Genomic DNA, 21874 nt, shown 5'->3' with positions numbered 1-21874 from the left:
GTTCACTCCTCTCAAACGGTGATTTTTGTTCTTTTAGAAAGATTCACCATCTTCTTTCTACCACGTAATCCGCAAGGGCCCTCAAGGCCTCCCTTTCTCTCGATTGGGGCAGAAGATGGAGACGCGTCTTGGCCTGTTCGACGTAGCTCTTCGCTTTTTCATAGGTGTAGCGGGTTCCCTCGTATTTTTCGATCAGGGCCAAAACCTGATCAAAGGACTCCTGAGCCATCTCCTCCGTAGAAACGGCTCGGTGGACGAGGGCCCTTTCCTCTTCGGTGCATTGGGCCAGGGTGAAGATCAAGGGGAGCGTGATCTTCCCGTCCTGGAGGTCGATCCCGATCTTCTTGCCAAACTCCTCCTCCCGGGAGATGTAGTCGAGGTTGTCGTCGATGAGCTGGAAGGCAATCCCGAGTTCCTTTCCGAAATGGGCGAGGGCCCACTCCTCCTCCTCCGAGGCCTCGCCGAGGATCGCGCCCACCTGGGCTGCCGCAGAGAAGAGGGAGGCGGTCTTTCGGGTGACGATGAAAAGGTACTCTTCCTCTGTCAGAGAGAGGTCATTCGTCTTGATCAATTCCTCCAGTTCACCCTCCGCCATCGAGGTGGTGGCCTTGGCGATGGCCTGTAGGATTTTACGATTGCCGTTTTCGACGAGGAGGGAAAAACACTTGGTGAAGAGAAAATCTCCTACCAGGACACAGGCCTCATTGCCCCATTTGGCATTGGCCGATTCCATCCCCCTCCGGAGTTCTGCCCGGTCCACCACATCGTCATGGAGGAGGGTTGCGGTATGGATGAATTCGATGAGGCTGGCCATGGAGATGTGGTCATGACCTTGGTAGCCGCAGGCCCTGGCAGAGAGAAGGAGAAGGAGGGGTCTGAGCCTTTTCCCCCCGCTAAATAGAAGGTGCTCCCCGATGGCAGAGATGATGGGGACCCTGGAGTTGAGATTCTTTCGGAACTCGAGATCGACCTTTTTCAGGTCATCCCCGAGCCAATCCAGGAGATCTTTCAGCGAGAGCTTCTCTTCTGTCTTCGGTGTCGCCGCTTCCCATGCCTTCATTAGACAATAATTATCCTATTCCTCGCCCGTTGTCAAAACGTATTTCGGTCCTTTCCGTCCCGACCCCCCGGATGGAGGATCCGGGGAGGCATCAAGGTCAACTCGGCGCCACTCGACTTGATCGATTCGACGACAACGAAGACCGCCTTTTCCCCCCAAAAGGGGTGGACCGATTGGAGACGCTTCGGTTCCAGCTTTTCTCGCCTCAGCGACACCAAAAGATCGACGAGCCTGGAAGCCGGATAGATGAGATAACATCTCCCCTTGTTCGGAAGGAGATAGGAGGCGAGCGAGGTGAGGTCGTCCAGGGTGGCATGGATTTCATGACGGGCCATCGCCTTCGAAAAGGAAGGGTTGACTCTCCCAGAGTGAGCCTTTCGATAAGGGGGATTGGAGATGACGACATCGAAGGAGGCGGGGGGAAGGGTGTCCCTTAATTTTCGAAAGTCGTCCTGGAGGATGGTGATGCGTTCCTGGAGACGATTGAGGTGCACATTTTTGACAGCGCACTCCACCAAAGATTTCTGAATCTCCACCCCGACGAAGGTGGCCGTTTCCGATTTTTTGGACAACAGGAGGGGCAAGATCCCGCATCCCGTACCCAGATCGATCACCCTCTCCCGGGGGCGCAGGGCGACGAACTCGCTGAGCAGGATCGCATCGATCGAGAAACGATAGGCCTCCTTCTTCTGAATGACCCTCAGTTCGCCGTTAAAGAAGGCATCGAGTGTTTCGTCGGTCGAGGGGGAAACCGGGCCCTCTTCTTTTTCCATGGACGTTGCGATTCTCCCGGGGTTGTCCGTCAAGGGTCCTTGAATTTGGTCAAAGGGTGTGTTAATCAATATTCAATTTCGTTTGAGGTCTTTCTATGGCAAAGAGATGTGACATTTGCGGCAAAGGCCCTGTCTTCGGCCACAACGTGAGCCATGCCAACAATAAGACCCGGAGGGTCTGGTATCCCAATCTCCACAAGGTCAAGGCCTCTCAGGGAGGCAAGACCTTCCAGATCAAAGTTTGCTCAAGGTGCCTTCGCTCCGGCCGGGTGGTAAAGGCCGCCTGACCTCCTTCACCCTTTAGCCCCTTCGTTTTTCCCTCCCGCATTTTCCGCAAGCCCCTCTGGAGGAGCTTCAGGAATCGATCTGGGTTTCGAATTTCATCCTCTCCACCCGGAGAACCCCTTTGATCTTTTCGAGACCCTTGATCACCTTTTTCAGGTGGTTGAGATCCCTAATCTGTAATTCGAAGGTCCCGATCGCCTTGTGGTCCTCGGTCGTCTCGACACGGGCGTTGGTGATGTTGGCTTCGTTCGAGGCGATCGAACTGCTGATCTCGGCGAGCAACCCTTTCTTGTCCTCCGAATAGACCCGAATTCGGACGGGGTAGCTGTATTCTTTCGTCCCGTCCCATTCCACCTCCACCTTCCGGTTGGGATCTTCATCGATGATGTTCTGGCAGTCGACCGTATGGAGGGTCATGCCCCGGCCCCGGGTGATGAACCCCACGACCCGGTCCCCTGGCACGGGATTACAACAGCCCGCATAGCGCACCATCACGTTGTCGACCCCTTTGATGAGAAGGGCATCTTTCGGACCGGCATGGGTGATTTTATGGAGGAGGCTTCTCAGGCGTCCCTCCTCGGTCTCTTCTTTCCTCTCCATCTTCTCGGGGGGGAGGATCTTTCCGATGATCTGGTTGGCCGTGATCTTTCCGTAGCCCACGGCCGCGATGAGGTCCTCGGCCCCCTGAAAGCTGAATTCCGAGGCCACCCGATCCAGCTCTCCCGATTTGGTGACTTTCGCCAGCTGGAGGTCATATTTTCTCAATTCCTTTTCGAGGATCTCCCTTCCGAGGAGGATCGATTTCTGCCTCTCCTCCGCTTTGAACCACTGGCGGATCTTCGTCTTGGCCCGAGAGGTCTTGACAAATTTGAGCCAGTCCTTGCTCGGTTTTTGATTGGGCGAGGTGAGGATCTCGACCGTATCGCCGCTCTTAAACTCATATCTCAAGGGGACCAGTTTTCCGTTGACCTTGGCGCCGACGCAATGATGGCCGATGTCGGAATGGATGCTGTAGGCGAAGTCGACCGGCGTGGCTCCCACCGGAAACTCTTTGACCTCCCCTTTAGGGGTGAAGACATAGACCTCATGGGGAAAGAGGTCGACCTTGACGCTTTCGATAAACTCTTGATCGTCTTTTAAGTCGCGCTGCCACTCGAGGAGCTGCCTCAGCCAGGTGAACCGTTTGTCGTCGGCCTCGTCCAAGGGTTTTCCCTCTTTGTATTTCCAATGGGCGGCGATCCCCTCCTCGGCGATCCGGTGCATCTCCTTCGTCCGAATCTGGATTTCGATCCGTTCCCCGTAAGGTCCGATGACGGAGGTGTGGAGGGATTGATAGAGGTTCTCCTTGGGGAGCCCGATGTAATCCTTGAACTTTCCCGGGATGGGTTTCCAGAGGGAGTGGATGATCCCGAGGACATCGTAGCATTCCTTGACGGTATTGACGATGACCCGAAAGGCCGTGATGTCGTAAACCTGGTCAAAGTCGATATTCTGGTCCTTCATCTTCTGGTAGATGCTGTAGATCTGCTTGAGCCGGCCGGTCACTTCCCCCTCGATCTTATTCTCATAGAGCTTTTTCATGAGGGTCCGCTTCACCTCATCGATATACCGGTGCCGCTCCTTCTCCATTTTGGAGATCTTTCGTTGGATCTCCTGATAAATCTCAGGGTGGAGGTGTTTGAAGGCGAGATCCTCCAGTTCGGTTTTGATCCAGTCGATCCCCAGACGATTGGAGAGGGGGGCATAGATATCGAGCGTCTCCTGGGCAATCTCGGCCTGCTTTTCCGGATGGTGATATCGAAGGGTCCGCATGTTGTGGAGGCGGTCGGCCAGTTTGATGAGGATGACCCGGATGTCTTTGACCATCGCCAGGATCATCTTTCTAAAATTTTCGGCCTGTCTCTCCTCGGAGGATCGGAAGGAGATCCGGCTGATTTTGGTGACCCCGTCGACGAGCTCTGCGATCTCGTCCCCGAAGTTGTTGCGGATCTCCTCGAGGGTGGTGAGGGTATCCTCAACGGTATCGTGGAGGAGGCCGGTGGCCAAGGCCGCCACATCCAGTTTCATCTGGGCGAGAATCCCTGTGACTTCGAGGGGATGGGTAAGATAGGGCTCTCCCGAGAGACGGACCTGGCCCTGATGGACTTTGGCCGAAAAGACGTAGGCCTTCTTCAAGAGGTCGACATTCGCATTTGGGTTGTAGGAGAGCAAGCGATCCAAAATGTCATTGAATCTTAACATCTTAAACACATCATACTACAATGGACAGAAAATTCAAGGGATGGCGGCATGGGAGAGGCTATGGAAGGAAGGTCGTAGGCCCGAAAAGGAGAGTTGAAATTCCTAAAGGAAAGTGGCACAACATAGTTAACCTCGAGGGGGGCCGGAGAAAAAGGTTTCCCCTTTCCGACCAAAGGCCGGCGTAGCTCAGCGGTAGAGCAACTGATTCGTAATCAGTAGGTCGAGGGTTAAAACCCCCCCGCCGGCTCCAATTTCGTTCGCCCTGCCATAAATCTCGGTCATATCGAGGAGCCTTGCCGCATGGACCTCCGTCAACTGGTGGGGGAGGAGGCGCCATTGCCAGTTGCCAGAAGAGGTGGCGGGGCGGTTCATCCTGCCCTCTTCACCCAATCCCAATAGATCCTGCACGGGGATGAGGACGGTATTGGCCACCGACATCATGGCAAGGCGGATCAACTCCGTGGAGACCTCTTCCGGGAGGAGTTCTCTTCCCACATAACGGAACACCCTCCTCCGTTCCTCTGGAGAGGTTTCCCTTTCGAACCACCCCCTTACGGTATTATTGTCGTGGGTTCCGGTATAGACCACGCTATGGGGGATATAGTTATGGGGAAGATAAGGATGGGAGGGGTTGTCCTCGCCAAAGGCGAATTGCAAGATGCGCATTCCGGGAAAGCCGAATCGCTCCATGACCTCCCGGACCTCAGGAGTGATGATCCCGAGGTCTTCCGCGATGAAGGAGGAGACCTGGAATCTCCTCAACAGGGCCTGGAAGAAGTCCTCCGAGGGGGCGGCCTTCCATTCTCCGTTGACGGCCGTGGTTTCACCCGCCGGGACTTCCCAGTAGGCGACGAACCCCCTGAAATGGTCGAGACGTAAGAGGTCATAGAGGTGGAGGTTGTGGGAGAGACGATCGATCCACCACTGGTAACCCTCTTCTCTCAGGCGATCCCACCGATAGGTCGGATTTCCCCAGAGTTGGCCGGCCTCGCTGAAATAGTCCGGAGGAACCCCCGCCACCCCCAAGGGCCTCTTCTCCCCATCGAGGTTGAAGAGCTCGGGATGGGCCCAGACATCGGCGCTATCATAGTTGACATAGATGGGGATGTCCCCGATCAAACCGATTCCTCTTCTATTGCAGTAGGTTTTTAGGCTCCGCCACTGGGTGAAGAAGAGGAATTGGTAAAACATCTCCTCCTCAACCTCCTCTCGGAGCCTTCTCCTCATGTTCTCAAGAGGCCCGGGTTCCCGGTGTTTCAGACCCTTTTCCCAGGTGTCCCATGATTTTCCGCCGAAATGATGCTTGATCGCCGTGAAAAGGGCATAATCCTCGAGCCATCCCCTCTCTTCTTGACAGAAAGTTTCGAAGGCTTGCGGCCTTTTTTCGGCTTTGAAGGATAGGTAGGCCTGTCGAAGGAGGGCCTTTTTATAAGAGGCGACCTCTGAATAATGGCAGATGCCCTGGGGGAAGGGCGGTGGGGAAACTACGGCCTCCCTTTTAAGCCATCCGGATTCGACGAGAAAATCGAGGTCGATCAGGAGGGGGTTTCCTGCGAAGGCCGAAGGGCTGCTATAGGGAGAGTTCCCGCAGGCGAGATCGGTGGGATGGAGGGGCAAGACCTGCCAGTAACTCTGCCTCGTATGGGAAAGAAAGTCGGCAAAGTCGTAGGCCGACCGGCCCAGATCGCCGATGCCATAAGGAGAGGGTAGAGAGGTGATGTGACAGAGGATGCCGCTTCCCCGTTTCCCCATCGGTCGACCCATTATATCCGAAGCCCGCGGAGTTTACCAGAGGGGGAGAAATGGGGTATAATTTCCCCATCACCCTCATCGATGGGAGGAAGGAATATGAAAGGGATGACAGGCCCGGTCGCCTGGCTGGTGCTTCTCTGCTTCATCGTCTCCTGTGCGGTCAACCCGGTCACCGGAAAAAAGGAGTTGATGCTTCTCAGCGAACGAGACGAGCTGCAATTGGGCAGGGAAACCGACAGGGAGATCCTGCAACAGTACGGCCTCTATGAAGATCCGAAGCTGACGAGCTATGTTCAGGAGATGGCCAAGCGGATCGGAGGCTTCTCCCACCGGCCTCACCTGAACTACGATTGTAAGATCCTCGATGCGCCGGTCGTCAATGCCTTTGCGGTTCCAGGAGGCTATGTCTATTTCACGCGCGGGATATTGGCCTTTCTCAACAGCGAGGCAGAGCTGGCAGGGGTGATGGGACACGAGATCGGCCACATCGCGGCCCGGCACTCCGCCCAGCAATATAGCAAGGCCCAGATCGCTCAGTTGGGATTGGGGTTAGGGTCGGTCCTCATCGATTCCCCCCTCGTCACCGGACTGGCCCAGATCGGCGTAGGCCTCCTCTTTCTGAGGTTCAGCAGGGACAATGAGAGGGAAGCCGATGAGTTGGGGGTGGAGTATGCAGCCCGGGCAGGGTACGATGCAGAGGCCTTGGCCCAATTTTTCGAGACCCTCGAGAAGCTCAATCCCGGTTCTGATCGAAGCGGCCTGCCGGGATGGTTTTCAACCCATCCCAGTCCAGAAAATCGGATCGCTGCGGTAAGGGCGAAGGCGAAAGAATGGTTCCAGAAACTGAATCTTCAAACTTCGCGGGTTGAAAGGGAGGGCTATTTGAAAAGGATCGATGGGCTCCTCTATGGGGAAGACCCGAGGCAGGGTTACGTGGCCGAAGATGTCTTTTACCATCCTGTCCACCGGTTCGAGTTTCCGACGCCTTCGAGGTGGAAGCTCAATCAGAGGCCCTCGCAAGTCCAGTTCGTCAGCGAAGGCGGGGAGGCCCTCCTCCTGTTCCTCGTCTCAACGGCGTCCTCCTCTTGGGAGGCGGAACGGCAGTTCCTCGCAAAGACCCAGCCCATCGTCCTTCGGTCCGAAACCCTCCGGGTGAACGGTCTGCCTGCGCGGCGGCTCCTCTCCGATCACCGATCTCAGAACGACCTCCTTCGGGTCCTCTCCTATTTTATCGAAAAGGATCGAAAGGCCTTTGCCTTTCACGGGGTGACTTTGGCCCAGCGATTTCCCTCTTATGTTAGGGTCTTCGAGACGACGATGGGTCAATTCAAGGAGTTGACGGACCCGAGAAGGATCGAGGTCAAACCGGATCGGGTGAGGGTTCAGGCGGTTAAAACCTCCGGCACCCTGGAAGGTTGTTTAACCCAACTCGGTGTCCCCAAAGAGCGGATGCAGGAGGCGATCCTGTTGAACGGAGGAAGGGCGGGCCAGACCCTTGCGGCGGGGAGTCTGGTCAAAGTGGTGGAGAGGGGGCGATGAGGATCCGTGCGTTGATGGCCAAGGACAGAGCCGGACTCGAGAGGATGCTGAGAGAGGTGGCCGTCTTCACAGAGGAAGAGATCGGCGTCGCCTTGGAACTCATCGATATCGTCCTTGAAAACCAACATCAGAAGGATTATCAGGTCGCCTGCGCCGTCGATGTCCATGATCGCCCGATAGGATATATCTGTTATGGGCCGGCCCCGATGACCCGGGGGACCTACGACCTTTACTGGATCGCGGTCGATCCCAAGGTCCAGGGACAGAAGATCGGTTCGACCCTTCTCGCTTTTCTCGAAGACCGCCTTCGGTCCTCAAGGGGGAGGATGCTCCTCGTGGAGACCTCCTCCCTCCCATCCTATCAGAAAGCCCAGACCTTCTACAGGGCCAGGGGATTTCAGGAGGTGGCCAGGATTGCCGATTACTACTGGGAAGGAAACGACCGGATCACCTTTTGCAAGAGGATTGTCTGATCGGGTCTTTTGACCATCTTGATAGGGAAAGGAGGGTCTATGGAAAAGAAAAGGATCGGCGTCTTGACCGGGGGAGGAGACTGTGCCGGGTTGAATCCTGCGATCAAATGGGTGGTGAAGACCGCGCTGGATGACAGACTTAAGCGGATGAGAAAGGTCGAACACGAGGTCATCGGGATACGGGATGGCTGGAAGGGGCTGGTCGAGCCCGAAGGGGATGAGGAGTCCCCTGTCCCCAGACTGGTGACGTTGACCGAGGAGATGGTGAGGACCTGGGATCGCTACGGAGGGACGAACCTCGGCACATCGAGGACGAACCCCTACGATCCCAAAAGGGATCGTTCCAAAATCGTTCTGGAGAATCTCGAGCGGTATAAGATCGACTATCTCATCGCCATCGGAGGAGAGGATACCCTTGGGGTGGCAAATAAGCTCTTTAAAGAAGGGGTGAAGGTCGTCGGCATTCCCAAGACGATCGACAAGGACCTTTCCGGGACCGATTATACGTTGGGGTTCGAGACGGCCCTGAACGTGATCACCGAGGAGATCGATCGGCTCCGGACGACCGCAGGGTCCCATCGCCGGATCTTCGTCGTCGAAACGATGGGCCGCCATGCCGGGTGGCTGGCATTGGAGGGGGGGGAGTCGAGCGGGGCCTACATCATCCTCATCCCCGAGTACGATTTCGAGGTGAACAAGGTGAACGAGCTGCTCCTCGAGGGGAGGCGAAAGGGCACACGCTATGAGATCATCGTCGTCGCCGAAGGGGCCAAGCCCGTGGGCGGGACCGAATTCACCAAAGAGAACGGTCTGGACAGCTTTGGCCACAAAACCCTCGGAGGGATCGGAGAATTCTTGGCCAACCAGATTTCGAAGGCCACCAAGATCGAGACCCGGAGCATCACCTTGAGCCATCTCCAGCGGGGAGGGGCTCCCTGTGCCTACGATCGTCGGATGGGAAGGTATTTCGGGATCGCAGCGGTCGACCTGATCGTCAAAGAGGACTTTGGCAAGATGGTGAGCTATAGAAACGGCAAAATCACGGCTGTGCCCCTCGAAGAGGCTGTGGGCAAACTGAACCTCGTCGATGTCCAGACCCAGTATGACATCGAACGCTACAACGGGAGGAGAACCATCTTGGGATATTCCTGAGCTCTTCCAAAGAGGGATTTAACGATCGTCCCGAAAAAGACGCTCATGTTCTTTCTTCATGCACCGGTCCATGACCACGAGGAGGCCGGCCTCCCTCGCTTTTGCCGCGGCCCCGGGGTGGAGGACGCCTTCTTGCATCCAGATGACTTTGACCCCCCGCTTGATCGCCTCCTCCACCACCGGCGGAACCTCCTCTGCTCTCCGAAAGATGTCGACGAGATCCACCTGAATCTCTCCCGGGATCTCCGAGAGCGAGGGGTAAACTTTTTCCCCTAAGATGACCTGGCCATCCGGCCGGACGGGGATGATCCGATATCCTTTGGATTGGAGATAAGCGGCCACCCCGTAGCTGGGCCGATCCTCTTTGGGTGAGATTCCGACGACGGCGATCGTTTTACAACTCTCTAAGATTTCCTTGAGCTTCACATCCTCTTTGATCATCCCGAATCACCTCAGATCGATCGAAGGGTTAGAATCTTCATGGACCCGTGGTCGGAGGCCGTGAGGGATCTGACAGGGAGACCCCCCGGAAAGGAGCGGCACCGGTGAGATCCCCTCTCTCCTTAGGAACGGTCCCCTCGACAAAGGCCTCCAGAACGGTTTGGGAGACGCTGCCATCGGCGGGCAGGCCGGTCTCGAGATTGACCCTAACCAGGACGATCTTCTCCGGGACTCTGAAGGGCTCCGGAGGAGTGCGGTCCAAGGCCCATCCCATGAAAGCGATCCAGATGGGAAGGGCAGCCTTGGCTCCGGTCTCATTCCTCCCTAACGAGGTTTTATCATCGAAACCTACCCATACCCCTGCAAGAAGGGAGGGGGTATATCCGATGAACCAGGCGTCGGCATAATCGCTCGAGGTCCCCGTCTTTCCTGCCACAGGCCTGCCTAAAATCTTGGCCCTCTGTCCAGTCCCGTGTTGGATCACCCCTTCGAGAAGATGGGTCATGATGAAGGCATGTTGGGGCGAAATGACCTGCTCCCTGACGGGGGTGGGAGACGGTTTGGGAGAGGGCTCTTCGGCTTCCTCCTCATCCTCCTCCACCTCCTCATATCCTTCGAATGGGATGTGCTCTTCGAGCACCTCTCCCTTCATCGTCACGACCTTTTTGATGAACAGGGGCTGGATGCGCTCCCCCCCATTAGCAAAGACCGCATAGGCGGAGACCAATTCAAGCAGGGAGACCCCTGAGGTCCCCAGGGCTACGGAGAGGTCCCTCTTGATGGGGGATTCGATGCCCAACTTCTTGAAGAATTTGAGGGCATATCCGATGCCGATGTCTTCGAGGATCTTGACGGTAACGACGTTTCTCGAATGGGCGAGGGCATTCCGGAAAGTGATGGGTCCCATGAAGTTTTTGTCGTAGTTTTTGGGAGCCCAGTAGTATCCTCCGTCATAGTCGGAGTATTCGACAGGGGAGTCCATCAGGATCGTCGAGGGGGTATACCCTTTCTCCAAGGCAGCGGCATAGATGAGGGGTTTGAAGGCCGAGCCGGGTTGCCTTCGAGAGTGGACCGCTCGGTTAAATTGGCTTTCCAGGAAGTCCCGTCCCCCTACCAAAGCTTTCACAAACCCTGTTCGTGGATCGATGCAGATCAGGGCTCCTTGGACCAGCGGTTCTTGCTCGAGGGTGAATACGGGCGGGGTCTCTTTTCTGGGTGGCTCTTTCAGCCTCACCTGGACGACATCTCCGGGCTTGAAAAGGTCTGCGGGCGATCGAATCGGCCCCGGTTTGAAATGGGGGGTGGGTTTCACCTGAAGCGCCCAGGCCATCTCTGAATAAGGGAGGATCCCCTTCCGATCTGCCACCCAGATCAGATAATGCTTCTGCGAGTCTTCTCGCGAGAGGACCACCCCCTCATAGATCTCCTGAGTCGATAGGGGTTGCAAAGGGGGCCTTTTCTTTTTTGTGATCTCCTTCAACTCCTCAGGGGTGAGTCTCTGAACGGGTCCCCTAAATCCCTGTCTTTTATCGAGGTCCCTCAACCCCATGTCGATGGCCCTCTCAGCGGCCTTCTGTAGGTTGAGGTCGAGGCCGGTATAAATTCTCAACCCCTCCTTATAGAGTTTCTCTTTCCCATATTTCCTCTCGATTTGTTGGCGAATAAGTTCGGTAAAGTAAGGTGCCCTGCTGAAAAAGGCGCTGCCCCTGGATTGGACCTTCAGGGGGCTCCTCAGGGCCTTTTCCTTTTGGTCCGGGGTGATGAATCCCAATTCGGCCATCCGACTCAGGACGTAATGTTGCCGCTCTTTGGCCCTTGAAAGGTTGTGTACGGGAGAGTAACGGCTGGGGGCCTTGGCCAAGCCTGCCAGCATGGCGATTTCAGCGAGGTTGAGCTGTTCGACCCGTTTGTTAAAGTAGCTCTCTGCGGCCGCCTCAATCCCATAGGCGCCGTTGCCCAAATAGATGTGGTTCAGATAGAGGGTCAAAATCTCCTCTTTGGTAAAATTGCGTTCGAGCCCGAAGGCATAGGCCACCTCTTTCAACTTTCTGAGCAAGCTCCTCTGGGGGGTCAGGAAGAAGGTCTTGGTCACCTGCTGGGTGATGGTGCTCCCTCCCTGGACGATCTTTCCTGCGAGGATGTTTTTCAACAGGGCACGGAGGATCCCCCGATAGTCGATCCCCCGATGTTCAAAGAACTCCGCATCTTCGGCGGCCAGGAAGGCCTGGATCACGGGTTTGGGGATCTTTTCGTAAGAGATCGGGATTCGATTGTTCAGAAGGAATTTCCCCACGACCTCGTCGTCCTCCGAATAGACGATGGAATAAGCTTCCAGGTCTCGTTCTTTGAGGGAGGCGAAGTCCGGAAGGTTCCGGGAATAATAGACGAAGAGCGAGATGCCTAAGAGGAGGAGCAAGAAGGCCGAGGTTGCGAAGGCCAGGAGAAGGGAATAGACAAGCCCCTTTTGGGTCTTTTTCTTCCTCCGTGGTTTTATTTTTTTCTTCCCTTTGTCCATGGAGAAGGAGATGAAGAATCAAAAAGGGAAAATCCGCCAGAGAGGGATTTTCCCTTTTTGGGGGGGCCAGGACGATTTACTTCTTCTTCTTCGCAAGCTGGGATTTGAGGTCTTCCACCTGTTTTTTCAGGGCTTCGTTCTCCGCGGTGAGAGAGGCGATGGTGGCCTCCTTTTCAGCGCCCTTTTGGAGGTCTTCTTTCAATTTCTGGACCTCGAGTTTCAGTTTGTCATTGTCTGACTTGAGGCTTGCGTTCTCCGCTTTCAACTTCTCATTTTCGGCCTTGATGTCCGCTCCGCACCCCAGAAGGCCGGACAGGCACACGCCGATCAGGAAGATGGAAAGCGCCAACGAGATCGTCTTCTTCATCTACGAGTCACCTCCTTTTCTCTCAAGTTTTCTTCAAAATTTCTTGCATTATAATTTCCGCGCCAGAAAAAATCAAATCGACCTTCGGCCGCCTTGTGCTTGACGGAGGATCCTTTTTTATATAGGATGGGCCGAGGGATGAGAAGAAAGGGATGGACCTCGGAAAGATCCTCGCCTTGACCGCCCGTAAATTCCCCCATCGGATCGCCTTGATCTGCGGAGAGGAGCGGGTGACCTACCAGGCCTATGAAGATCGGGTCCATCGGCTGGCCCATGGGCTTCTCCGGATCGGTCTGAGGAAGGGGGACCGGGTGGCCGTCCTTCTCTATAATTCGATCCCCATGGTCGAGATCTTCTTCGCCTGCGCAAGCACCGGAGGCGTCTTCACGCCCATCAATTTCCGGTTTACCGCCGAGGAGGTTTTTTACATCCTGGACCATTCCGACGCCAGATTTTTTATCTACGGCCAGGAGTTTTCCGAACTTGTCGAGACCATCCGGCCCAGACTGGAAAGGATCGAGTTCTTCCTGGCCGTGGGGGAGTCGTCCTCTGCCCGTACATTAGACTACGAGACCCTCCTAAGAGAGGCCTCTTCCGAGGCCCCGGAGGTCCAGCTCACCGAGAGGGACGAATGCGAATTAATGTACACCTCCGGCACGACCGGAAGGCCAAAGGGCGCCCTCCTCACCCATGGGAATCTCCTCTGGAACCTCTTCAACACCATCCTGGGAAGGGAGGAGAGAGAAGGGGAGCGCTCCATCGTCATCAGCCCCCTCTACCACACCGCGGGCCTCAACAACCATTTCCTCACCCGTGTGGCAATGGCCGGAACGAGCATCCTCGTGAAACAATTCGACCCCGAAAGGGTGATGGAGATCATCGAAGAAGAAAGGGCCACCGTGATCTCGGGTGCGCCGGCCGCCTACCATTTCATGCTCTCCCTCCCTGAGGGCCGGTACGATACCCGGTCCATCACGAAATGCACCACAGGGGCCTCTATCCTCCCGACAGAGACGAAGGAGAGATTGGTCAAGCTTTTTCCCAACCTCACCGGGATTTATGACGTTTACGGTTGCACGGAGGCCAGTCCCTCCATCGCCATCCTAAAGGCCGGGGAGTCCATGAAGAAGGAGCGATGTGTGGGCCGGGCGGTCCCCTTTCTCGAGGTGAGGATCGTGGACGAGCAGGATCGGGACCTTCCCTTTGGGGAGGTGGGCGAGGTGGTCTGCAGAGGGCCCAATGTGACGAAGGGCTATTATAAAGATGAGGAGGCCACCCGCGAGGCGCTCCGGGGCGGTTGGCTTCACACGGGCGACCTTGCCCGGATGGACGAAGAAGGGTTCCTCTATATCGTCGGCCGGAAGAAGGAAATGATCGTAAGCGGGGGGGAAAATATCTATCCACGCGAGATCGAGGAGGTCCTCTTTCGTCACCCCAAGATCGAGGAGGCGGCCGTGATCGGGGTTCCCGATCCGCTCTGGGGAGAATCGGTCAGGGCCTTCGTTGTTTTAAAGAGAGGGGAGGTGATGACCGAAGCGGAGGTGATCCAGTACTGTAAAAGACATCTGGCCAGTTACAAAAAGCCAAAATCCGTGGAATTCGTGGAGGCCCTTCCGAGGAATCCCTCCGGAAAGGTCCTCAAGAGGATCCTGAAGGAAGATTATTTAAAGAGGGTGGGGGCTGGAGACCCGAGCCTCGGTGAATAGGCCTCTTTTCAATTGGCGAACCCATCTCGTCGGGGAGGGGAAGTCAAGGCTTCTTGACATCCCTTTCAATTTATGGTTTATGAAGAGCCATCAATCCATTCAGGGAGGTAGGAGATGACATCCAAGAGACTCATGGGTCTGGGGTTAGGCTTGCTCCTTTTGTTGATGGTTCCATTGTTTTCCTTCGCACAGGAGAAGGTCGATCTCAAGATAATGAGCGGGCCCACTGGCGGGGTGTGGATTCCCCTCGGGGGCGCCATTGCCGAGTTGATCCAGAAGAATATCCCGGGGACGACCGTCTCGGTGGCCCCAGGGGCTGGCATCGCCAATGTGGTGGCCGTCGAAGAGGGAAAGGCGGACATCGGTTTCGGGAATTCCTCCTCCAGCGTGGACGGGGTGGCGGGAAGGGAACCCTTCAAGGCCCCTACGAAGAATGTGATGCAGCTGGCCAACCTCTACCCGCAGTATTTCCAAATCGTGGTCCTCGAAGATTCCCCGATCAAGACGATCCTGGATTTAAAAGGGAAGAGGATCTGTCCCGGGACCAAAGGGATGACGGGCGAACTCCTGGCCAGCCAGGTGCTCCAGGTCCACGGCCTTTCCTATAAAGACATGGCCAAGGTCAATTACGTGAGCTATGCGGATTCGGCCTCGTTGATGAAGGATGGCCATGCCGATGCCTATATGCCGGGGACGACCATCCCTGCGGCCACGATCGTCGATTTGGCGACGACGAAGAAGATCCGGCTCCTCTCCATCCCGGAGGATAAGATCAAGGAGCTTCAAAGGATGAACGTCGGGTATATCCGAAGGGTCATCCCCGCCGGGACCTACCCTGGGGTCAATTACGATGTGGTCACGGTCGGTTATTTTACCCATCTGATCATCAGCGCCAAACTCCCCGAGGCCCTCGTCTACAAGATCACGAAGGTCCTCGTGGAGAACGTCGATCGATTGGGCGATGTCGTCAAAGACATGAAAGGGGTGACGGCAAAGGACCTTGCCCATGACATCGGGGTTCCTTTTCACCCGGGGGCCTTGAAGTTTTACCGGGAAAAAGGCCTCCTCAAATGAGGTCGGGAAGAAACTTTTAAACGGCATTCGGAAAGGGGTTCCCCGATGGAGGAGGCGGGACGCCCTCCCCTCCCGCCTTTTCTTCTACCCGAGAGCAGGATGAATAAGGTACGTCAGATGAAACGGGTGGCCGCCGGGATTGCCATCCTCATGTCCCTCTACCACCTCTATACGGGCGCCTTCGGGGCGCCCGAGGCGATGATGCACCGAACCGTCCATCTCGCCTTCACTCTGGTGTTGATCTTTCTCATTGGCCTGACGACCGAAAGCAGAAGGTCTCGAGGGAGGATAGCCCTGGATATCCTCCTCCTTCTCCTCGCCGGTATTTCGTTGGGATATATTTTCCTCCACTACGAATACGTCGTCACCCGCTATCCCTATGTCCATCCCGTCACGCCATGGGCCTTTGGATCGGGGGTGGCCCTCACCCTGCTCCTTCTTGAGGCCTCGAGAAGGGTGATCGGATGGGCCTTGCCGTTGACCGCGGTGGGCTTCCTCCTCTACGGTCTCTTCGGCCAATACCTTCCAGGGTTGTTACGGCATACCGGGTTCAGCGTCGAGACCGTCATCGACCAGCTCTACCTCACCACGGAAGGGATTTTCGGAATCCCCCTCGGCGTCTCGGCAACCTATGTGATCCTCTTCGTGGTCTTCGGGGCCTTTCTCGAACAGTCCGGGGCGGGAAAGTTCTTCATGGATTTTGCGACCTCCTTGGTAGGCGGGGCCAAGGGAGGGCCTGGAAAGATCTCGGTCGTGTCGAGCAGCCTCTTTGGAACGATCTCTGGAAGCGCTGTGGCCAATGTGATGGTCGATGGGTGGTTGACCATCCCCCTGATGAAACGGGCGGGATTTAAGCGCGAATTTGCGGCAGCGGTCGAGGCGACGGCCTCCACAGGAGGCCAGATCATGCCGCCGGTCATGGGCGCGGCGGCCTTCGTCATGGCCGAGTATACGGGCATCTCCTACATCCACATCTGCAAGCACGCCCTCATCCCGGCCCTCCTCTATTATCTGGCCCTCTTCATGGCGATCCATTTCGAGGCCTCCAGGACAGGCCTTTTAGGGGTCCCGAAAGAGGAGAGGCCCCCGCTCCGACAGATCCTCCTATGGAGAGGCCATCTCTTCGTACCCTTGGTCGTCATCGTCTATTTCATGATGGCTGGATATACGCCGATGTACGCCTGCATCTTCGCGACGATCTCCGTTGTCCTTATCTCCCTGATCCGGAGGGAGACGAGGATGGGGGTGGTCAAAGTCTTGGAGGCATTGGAATCCGGCGCGAAGAATATGCTTCCGGTGGCCGCGGCCTGCGCCTGTGCCGGGATCGTCGTGGGGGTGATCAACCTCACCGGCCTCGGGCTGAAGTTCACCAGCCTCATCCTCCTCATCGCCGGCGACTCCCTCGTTCCCGCCCTGATCTTCACGATGATCGCCGGGATCGTCCTCGGCATGGGGCTTCCGACCACAGCCGCTTACATCGTCCAGGCCGCCCTTCTCATCCCTGCCCTCATCAAACTGGGGGTGCCGGTCATCGCCGCCCACCTCTTCGTCTTCTATTTTGCCATCATCTCGGCCATCACCCCTCCGGTGGCCATGGCCGTCTATGCGGCTGCGGGCATCAGCGGCTCGAACCTCTGGAGGACGGGGCTTGCGGCCATGAGGGCCGGGGCCACGGGATTCATCGTCCCCTTCATGTTCGTCTACGGGCCTTCCCTGCTCCTCATCGGCTCTCCGATAAGTGTGGTTACGACGATCCTTTCGGCATCGGTGGGTGTGATCCTGCTTTCGGCCGGCCTGATGGGATGGTTTTTGAAAGAGACGACATTTCTGGAAAGGGGATTGCTCATCGCGGGCGCGCTCTGCCTGATCAAACCCGGGTGGGTGACAGATATGGTCGGCCTGGGCCTTCTGATCGCGGTCGTCCTATCCCAGAAGTTCCGAGACCGATCCCGATAAGGGTCGGTGGGATCCAGAAAGGGATGGTCGGAAGATCAGGGGTTACCTTCAAAGGGGGATGTTTTGAGAAGGCCGGTGATCGTCAGTGCGGTTCGAACGCCCATCGGGAGATACCTCGGGATGTTGAGGGATATCCCCGCCTATGACCTCGGCGCCCTCGTCATCGACGAGGCCATCCGGAGGGCGGGATTGCGCCCCGATCAGGTGGATGAGGTGATCCTGGGCCAGTCCTACCAGAGCGGCGAGTATGTCAATATCGCCCGGATGTCCCTTCTGAAAGCGGGTTGGCCTGAGTCGATCCCCGGGATCACCCTCGATCGGCGGTGCTTAAGTGGCCTCGATGCGATCTGTTTTGCCGCCATGGCCATCCAATCGGGACATGCCGAGATTGTGGTGGCAGGCGGCGTCGAGAGCATGAGCAATGCCGAATTCTACCTCCCGGGGGAGATCAAGTGGGGGATCGGCGGAAAGAGGGGGATGCCCAAGGGCCATGGAGATCTCGCCATTTGGGGCGTTCCCCTCTATGACCGGATCCAGAGGGCCAGGGTGATGTCTCAGCCCATCGAGAGGTATGGGGTGCTTCCTACGATGATGTCCTGGGCGGAGACAGCAGCCCGGGCAGAGGGGATTACGAGGGAGGATTGCGACCGCTGGGCCCTCCGAAGCCATCGAAAGGCCTGCGAGGCCACCGACTCCGGCCGATTCAGGGAGGAGATCGTGGCCATTCCCCTCACCGGTGAGAAGGCCACGACCTCGCGGATGGATCGTGACGAGACGCCAAGGCCGGATACGACCCTCGAGCAACTTTCGAAGCTTCCGCCGATCCTGGGAGGGGTCTGCACAGCGGGAAACTCCTCCTCCGAAAATGACGGGGCGGCCGCCTGTGTCGTGATGACCGAGGAGAGGGCCGAGGCGATGGGGCTGTCCCCCCTGGCCTGGCTCGTCGATTTTTCTGTCGCAGGGGTGGATCCCAGGGAGACCTACAAGGCGGTCGACCTTGCCGTAAAAAAGGTCTTGCAAAAGACCGGATTGAGGTTGGAGCAGATGGATTTGATCGAGATCCAGGAGGCCTTTGCAGCCCAGGTGCTTGCAGATATGAAACTTTTAGGATTGACCCAAAAGGATGAGGAGAGGGTCAACGTCAATGGCTCCGGCATCTCTCTCGGCCACCCCATCGCCTGCACAGGGGCGCGCGTTTTGGTGACCCTCCTTCACGAGATGAGACGAAGGGGGAGCCGCTTCGGCCTCGAGGCCATCTGTGGCGGCGGAGGCCTCGGGATCGCGGCCATCTTCGAAAGAAAAGGGTAAGGAAGAACCAGATAATCCATAAACGGGAAGGAGCATCTCTATGGCATTCCCTTCACCCCCTCAACCCCTCATTACGCCTTTCGAGGGCAAGACCCCCTTGTTCGACGAGAGCGTCTTCATCGATCCCTCGTCGAGGTTGATCGGCGAGGTCGTCCTGAAGAGGGAATCAAGCATCTGGCCCTTCGCCCTATTAAGGGCTGATAGCGATCGGATCGTCGTGGGCGAACGATCGGTCATCCTCGACAAGGTGCTCATCGAAGCTCCGACAGGATTCCCCGTCCTCATCGAGGATGAGGTTTTGATCAGCCACGGGGCCATCTTACACGGATGTGTCGTCCGGCAAGGGGCGATCGTCGGGATCGGCGCCATCCTCCTGGACGGGGTTGAGGTGGGGAGGGATTCGATCATCGGAAGCGGCTCTGTGGTCCCTCCCCATACGAAAATCCCAGAGGGGTCTCTCGTCTTAGGCATCCCGGGCAAGGTCGTCAAGCCTTTGGACGAGGAGGCGAGGAGGCGATCGAGAGAGCAGTGGGCCGAAGCTTACGAAAAGGCGAAGAAGTATTTAAAGATTTTCCGACCTTCAGGGGCATAAAATGGGAAGGGTTCAGAGGGTCATGGTTATCGGAGCGGGGACCATGGGACATTCCATCGCCCTTGTCTTTGCGAGAGGGGGCTACGAGGTCGATCTCATGGACGAAAAGGAGGAGGCCCTTGACCGTGGGCTCGGCCTGATTCGGGCAAGCCTCCGGATCTTAAAAGAAGCGAGGGCCTTGGCCGGCCGCCCCCTTCCTGAGATCATGGCCCGCATCCACCCCACCACCTCCCTCGATCCGGCGGGCCGGGCCGACCTGGTCATCGAGGCCATCTCAGAAAATCCCAAAGCGAAAAGGCGACTGTTTCAAACCCTCGATCGCCTCTGCCCTGGCCGGACGATCTTTGCGAGCAACACCTCCTACCTCAATCTCTTTCGGCTCGCCAAGGGGATCCGTCCCCAAAAGATGGTCATCTGCCACTTCTATGCCCCTGCCCATCTCATCCCCCTGGTCGATCTCGTCAAAGGGCCCCAAACCTCCGCCGGGACGGTGGAGACGGTAAAAGAGATCCTCCTGAAGCTCGGAAAGGTGCCCGTGGTGATGAATCGATTCATCCCCGGCTATATCGTCAACCGTCTCCAGAGGGCCATGGCAAGGGAGATCTTCTTTCTCCTCGACAATGGGTATGCCACGGCCGAAGAGATCGACCGGGCGGTGAAGAACAGCCTCGGCATCCGGATCCCCGTTTTGGGCGTCGTCCAACGATACGATTTCACCGGTCTGGATCTGGCCCTCACCTTCGAACAGAACCCCTCCATCCGCCTCGTCTCCCGGGATCGGATCCCGAGGACCTTGAGCCAGCTGGTGAAGAAGGGACATGTCGGGATCAAATCTGGGAGAGGATTCTACGACTACTCCTCCAAAGGCCTCGAAGCCATTTTGAAAGAGAGGGACCGGAAGCTGTTAAAGGTGAAGGCCTTTTTGGAAGAGCTGAACCGTTCCTCCCCTCTCTCCCCCCGTTTCCAAGGGAGGGGGGTTGGTTGACAGATCGGTCCGATCGATGTATAAATAAACCACATCTTCAGACGGTGAGATTTTTTATCGGAGCCTCTTTCGGTCGGGATGAGATTCTGAACGAAAGGAGGATGGGTTTATGGCAGGACGGTTGAGCTTTCTGGGGGTGAGGCTGGTCGTCCTTCTGCTTCTGGCCTTCCCAGCGGGAATTCTGGCAGAGACAAGGTATACGGTCAAATCTGGAGACACCCTTTACACGATCGCAAAGCAATATGGCATTTCCGTAGAGGCGTTGAGAGAGGCGAACGGTCTTTCCGGCTCCCTTCTCCGGCCCAAACAGGTTCTTCTCATCCCCTCTCCCCAAAAGGGACCTTCGGGAAATGGTCTGAGGAAGACCACCTGGGAGCCTGAAGTCTATGTCGTCAAACAGGGAGAGAGCCTCCATTCGATATCGAAAAAGACGGGCCTTTCGATTGAAGAGATCAAGCGGTTGAACCGGCTCCAGACGTCTGCGTTGAAGGTAGGCCAGAGGCTGATCCTATCGGAGCGAAGGGGGAGCCAGGCGGAGGAACTGGAGGAACTCGGCGACGTTTCGGAGAGCAGCGACTCTCCGGTGACAGAGGCCGAAGGGTTTAAAGACTCCGAACCCCTGGGAAAGTGGAGGAGCCCTGAAGAACGAAACCTCTTCATACGGGTGGTGAAGACCTTCCTGGGCGTCCCTTACCGGTTGGGCGGCAGCACGATCAAAGGAATGGACTGTTCCGCTTTTGTGAAGAAGATCTTCGAGATCTTCAATGTCCATCTTCCAAGGACCGCCCGGGAACAGCTGTCCATTGGGAAGAAGGTCGGTCGGGAGGAGCTTGAAGAGGGGGACCTTCTCTTTTTCCGAACGCGGCGGGCCAACAACATCCACGTAGGGATTTATATCGGCAACAACGAATTCATCCACGCCTCCTATCGGAGCAAAGAGGTGCGGGTGGACAGCCTCGATTTGCCTTATTTCAGACAGAGGTTCCTCAACGGGGTGCGGGTGATCGAACTGGAACAAGAGAGTTGAGAGATGATCCTTACCATCAATCCCAAAAATCCTCAGGTCCGGCTGATCCGAAAGGTGGTGGAGGTCCTCCAACAGGGAGGGGTCATCGGTTATCCCACCGACACCATCTATGGATTGGGTTGCGACCTCTTTCAACCCGAGGCGATCCGGAGGATCCATCGTTTGAAAAAGATGGACGGGAAGAAACCCCTCAGTTTTATCTGTGCCGACCTGAAGGACATCAGCCGCTATGCCTACGTCTCCAATTACGCCTATAAAATGATGAAGAAGCTTCTCCCCGGCCCTTACACCTTCATCCTGAAGGCGACCAAGCTGGTCCCCAAGATGGCCATGACGAAGCAGAAGACGGTCGGCATTCGCATCCCCGACAACAAGATCTGCCTCGCCCTCGTCAAGGAATTGGGCCATCCGATCATCAGCACCAGCGTCTACACACCTGAGGACACCTTATACAACAACCCCCTCGAGATCGAAGAGCGGTTCGGGAAGCAGCTCGATCTCGTCATCGACGGAGGGGTCATCGTCGCAGAGCATTCGAGCATCATCGACCTCACCGAGGATGAGCCCAAGGTCCTCCGTAAAGGGAAGGGGGATGTCAGCCTCTTCCTGTAAATCCAAGGACGTCTCC

General features: G+C 56.7%; 18 protein-coding genes, 1 tRNA gene and 1 pseudogene. 13 read left to right on the top strand and 7 right to left on the bottom strand.

Annotated features, from left to right (window positions below; genetic code table 11):
- Window positions 1-43: 43 nt before the first annotated feature.
- Together N3G78_09815 and N3G78_09810 are read right to left on the bottom strand one after the other, a co-directional pair.
- Window positions 44-1060 (bottom strand): polyprenyl synthetase family protein, encoded by a 1017-nt coding sequence (locus N3G78_09815; protein MCX8118214.1) that lies wholly within the window; start codon window positions 1058-1060, stop codon window positions 44-46.
- Between the two features lie 32 nt (window positions 1061-1092).
- Window positions 1093-1833, bottom strand: a complete 741-nt coding sequence (locus N3G78_09810; protein ID MCX8118213.1) for a tRNA1(Val) (adenine(37)-N6)-methyltransferase — start codon at window positions 1831-1833, stop codon at window positions 1093-1095.
- A 95-nt stretch (window positions 1834-1928) separates the two neighbouring features.
- On the opposite strand from N3G78_09810, the gene rpmB reads away from it, so the two are divergent.
- Window positions 1929-2120, top strand: coding sequence for a 50S ribosomal protein L28 (gene rpmB / locus N3G78_09805; GenBank protein ID MCX8118212.1), 192 nt, complete (start codon window positions 1929-1931; stop codon window positions 2118-2120).
- A gap of 67 nt (window positions 2121-2187) precedes the next feature.
- Here rpmB and N3G78_09800 read toward each other — a convergent pair whose 3' ends face one another.
- The gene (locus tag N3G78_09800; protein MCX8118211.1) at window positions 2188-4359 is read right to left on the bottom strand and encodes a bifunctional (p)ppGpp synthetase/guanosine-3',5'-bis(diphosphate) 3'-pyrophosphohydrolase; all 2172 of its coding nucleotides are present in this window, start codon (window positions 4357-4359) and stop codon (window positions 2188-2190) included.
- Between the two features lie 175 nt (window positions 4360-4534).
- Here N3G78_09800 and N3G78_09795 point away from each other — a divergent pair.
- Window positions 4535-4609, top strand: a tRNA-Thr gene (locus N3G78_09795).
- Between the two features lie 11 nt (window positions 4610-4620).
- On the opposite strand, the pseudogene malQ reads toward N3G78_09795, so the two are convergent.
- Window positions 4621-6111: pseudogene (gene malQ / locus N3G78_09790) on the bottom strand (4-alpha-glucanotransferase).
- 81 nt (window positions 6112-6192) lie between these two features.
- Between malQ and N3G78_09785 the strand changes: the two are divergent.
- Genes N3G78_09785 through N3G78_09775 form a run of 3 tightly spaced genes read left to right on the top strand, consistent with a single transcriptional unit; the run spans window position 6193 to window position 9275 of the window.
- Window positions 6193-7650: a M48 family metalloprotease gene (locus tag N3G78_09785; GenBank protein MCX8118210.1), complete on the top strand. Its 1458-nt coding sequence runs from the start codon at window positions 6193-6195 to the stop codon at window positions 7648-7650.
- The gene (locus N3G78_09780) at window positions 7647-8123 is read left to right on the top strand and encodes a GNAT family N-acetyltransferase (protein MCX8118209.1); all 477 of its coding nucleotides are present in this window, start codon (window positions 7647-7649) and stop codon (window positions 8121-8123) included. Before N3G78_09785 ends, N3G78_09780 begins: the two co-directional genes overlap by 4 nt.
- A 39-nt stretch (window positions 8124-8162) precedes the next feature.
- Window positions 8163-9275, top strand: a complete 1113-nt coding sequence (locus N3G78_09775) for an ATP-dependent 6-phosphofructokinase (GenBank protein ID MCX8118208.1) — start codon at window positions 8163-8165, stop codon at window positions 9273-9275.
- An 18-nt stretch (window positions 9276-9293) separates the two neighbouring features.
- Here N3G78_09775 and N3G78_09770 read toward each other — a convergent pair whose 3' ends face one another.
- The 3 genes from N3G78_09770 to N3G78_09760 all read right to left on the bottom strand — a co-directional run bounded on the left by N3G78_09770 (window position 9294) and on the right by N3G78_09760 (window position 12598).
- Window positions 9294-9716 (bottom strand): CoA-binding protein, encoded by a 423-nt coding sequence (locus N3G78_09770; GenBank protein ID MCX8118207.1) that lies wholly within the window; start codon window positions 9714-9716, stop codon window positions 9294-9296.
- A gap of 37 nt (window positions 9717-9753) precedes the next feature.
- Window positions 9754-12231 (bottom strand): PBP1A family penicillin-binding protein, encoded by a 2478-nt coding sequence (locus tag N3G78_09765; GenBank protein MCX8118206.1) that lies wholly within the window; start codon window positions 12229-12231, stop codon window positions 9754-9756.
- 76 nt (window positions 12232-12307) lie between these two features.
- The gene (locus N3G78_09760; protein MCX8118205.1) at window positions 12308-12598 is read right to left on the bottom strand and encodes a hypothetical protein; all 291 of its coding nucleotides are present in this window, start codon (window positions 12596-12598) and stop codon (window positions 12308-12310) included.
- Between the two features lie 152 nt (window positions 12599-12750).
- Between N3G78_09760 and N3G78_09755 the strand changes: the two genes are divergently transcribed.
- From N3G78_09755 to N3G78_09720, 8 genes are all read left to right on the top strand, one after another.
- Window positions 12751-14304, top strand: coding sequence for a long-chain-fatty-acid--CoA ligase (locus N3G78_09755; protein ID MCX8118204.1), 1554 nt, complete (start codon window positions 12751-12753; stop codon window positions 14302-14304).
- Window positions 14305-14436: 132 nt separating this feature from the next.
- Complete coding sequence (locus N3G78_09750; GenBank protein ID MCX8118203.1) at window positions 14437-15378, top strand: TAXI family TRAP transporter solute-binding subunit; 942 nt, start codon at window positions 14437-14439, stop codon at window positions 15376-15378.
- Window positions 15379-15477: 99 nt separating this feature from the next.
- Window positions 15478-17334: a TRAP transporter permease gene (locus tag N3G78_09745; protein ID MCX8118202.1), complete on the top strand. Its 1857-nt coding sequence runs from the start codon at window positions 15478-15480 to the stop codon at window positions 17332-17334.
- 63 nt (window positions 17335-17397) lie between these two features.
- Window positions 17398-18642, top strand: coding sequence for a thiolase family protein (locus tag N3G78_09740; protein ID MCX8118201.1), 1245 nt, complete (start codon window positions 17398-17400; stop codon window positions 18640-18642).
- Between the two features lie 40 nt (window positions 18643-18682).
- Window positions 18683-19234, top strand: a complete 552-nt coding sequence (locus N3G78_09735) for a gamma carbonic anhydrase family protein (GenBank protein ID MCX8118200.1) — start codon at window positions 18683-18685, stop codon at window positions 19232-19234.
- Between the two features lies 1 nt (window position 19235).
- The gene (locus N3G78_09730) at window positions 19236-20219 is read left to right on the top strand and encodes a 3-hydroxyacyl-CoA dehydrogenase family protein (protein ID MCX8118199.1); all 984 of its coding nucleotides are present in this window, start codon (window positions 19236-19238) and stop codon (window positions 20217-20219) included.
- A 109-nt stretch (window positions 20220-20328) separates the two neighbouring features.
- Window positions 20329-21246, top strand: a complete 918-nt coding sequence (locus N3G78_09725; protein ID MCX8118198.1) for a LysM peptidoglycan-binding domain-containing protein — start codon at window positions 20329-20331, stop codon at window positions 21244-21246.
- Between the two features lie 3 nt (window positions 21247-21249).
- Window positions 21250-21858, top strand: a complete 609-nt coding sequence (locus N3G78_09720) for an L-threonylcarbamoyladenylate synthase (protein MCX8118197.1) — start codon at window positions 21250-21252, stop codon at window positions 21856-21858.
- Window positions 21859-21874 lie beyond the last annotated feature (16 nt).

The sequence above is a fragment of the Thermodesulfobacteriota bacterium genome, from assembly GCA_026415035.1.
GTDB lineage: Bacteria > Desulfobacterota > BSN033 > BSN033 > UBA1163 > RBG-16-49-23.
The sequence above is the reverse complement of the archived record's forward strand: the minus strand, read 5'-3'. Positions and strand labels throughout refer to the sequence as shown.

Excerpts from the sequence above, each read along its gene's own strand:
- N3G78_09815 (MCX8118214.1), bottom strand. The coding sequence starts at position 1,060 with ATGAAGGCATGGGAAGCGGCGACACCGAAGACAGAAGAGAAGCTCTCG.
- N3G78_09810 (MCX8118213.1), bottom strand. The coding sequence starts at position 1,833 with ATGGAAAAAGAAGAGGGCCCGGTTTCCCCCTCGACCGACGAAACACTC.
- rpmB (MCX8118212.1), top strand. The coding sequence starts at position 1,929 with ATGGCAAAGAGATGTGACATTTGCGGCAAAGGCCCTGTCTTCGGCCAC.
- N3G78_09800 (MCX8118211.1), bottom strand. The coding sequence starts at position 4,359 with ATGTTAAGATTCAATGACATTTTGGATCGCTTGCTCTCCTACAACCCA.
- N3G78_09785 (MCX8118210.1), top strand. The coding sequence starts at position 6,193 with ATGGGAGGAAGGAATATGAAAGGGATGACAGGCCCGGTCGCCTGGCTG.
- N3G78_09780 (MCX8118209.1), top strand. The coding sequence starts at position 7,647 with ATGAGGATCCGTGCGTTGATGGCCAAGGACAGAGCCGGACTCGAGAGG.
- N3G78_09775 (MCX8118208.1), top strand. The coding sequence starts at position 8,163 with ATGGAAAAGAAAAGGATCGGCGTCTTGACCGGGGGAGGAGACTGTGCC.
- N3G78_09770 (MCX8118207.1), bottom strand. The coding sequence starts at position 9,716 with ATGATCAAAGAGGATGTGAAGCTCAAGGAAATCTTAGAGAGTTGTAAA.
- N3G78_09765 (MCX8118206.1), bottom strand. The coding sequence starts at position 12,231 with ATGGACAAAGGGAAGAAAAAAATAAAACCACGGAGGAAGAAAAAGACC.
- N3G78_09760 (MCX8118205.1), bottom strand. The coding sequence starts at position 12,598 with ATGAAGAAGACGATCTCGTTGGCGCTTTCCATCTTCCTGATCGGCGTG.
- N3G78_09755 (MCX8118204.1), top strand. The coding sequence starts at position 12,751 with ATGGACCTCGGAAAGATCCTCGCCTTGACCGCCCGTAAATTCCCCCAT.
- N3G78_09750 (MCX8118203.1), top strand. The coding sequence starts at position 14,437 with ATGGGTCTGGGGTTAGGCTTGCTCCTTTTGTTGATGGTTCCATTGTTT.
- N3G78_09745 (MCX8118202.1), top strand. The coding sequence starts at position 15,478 with ATGAATAAGGTACGTCAGATGAAACGGGTGGCCGCCGGGATTGCCATC.
- N3G78_09735 (MCX8118200.1), top strand. The coding sequence starts at position 18,683 with ATGGCATTCCCTTCACCCCCTCAACCCCTCATTACGCCTTTCGAGGGC.
- N3G78_09730 (MCX8118199.1), top strand. The coding sequence starts at position 19,236 with ATGGGAAGGGTTCAGAGGGTCATGGTTATCGGAGCGGGGACCATGGGA.
- N3G78_09725 (MCX8118198.1), top strand. The coding sequence starts at position 20,329 with ATGGCAGGACGGTTGAGCTTTCTGGGGGTGAGGCTGGTCGTCCTTCTG.
- N3G78_09720 (MCX8118197.1), top strand. The coding sequence starts at position 21,250 with ATGATCCTTACCATCAATCCCAAAAATCCTCAGGTCCGGCTGATCCGA.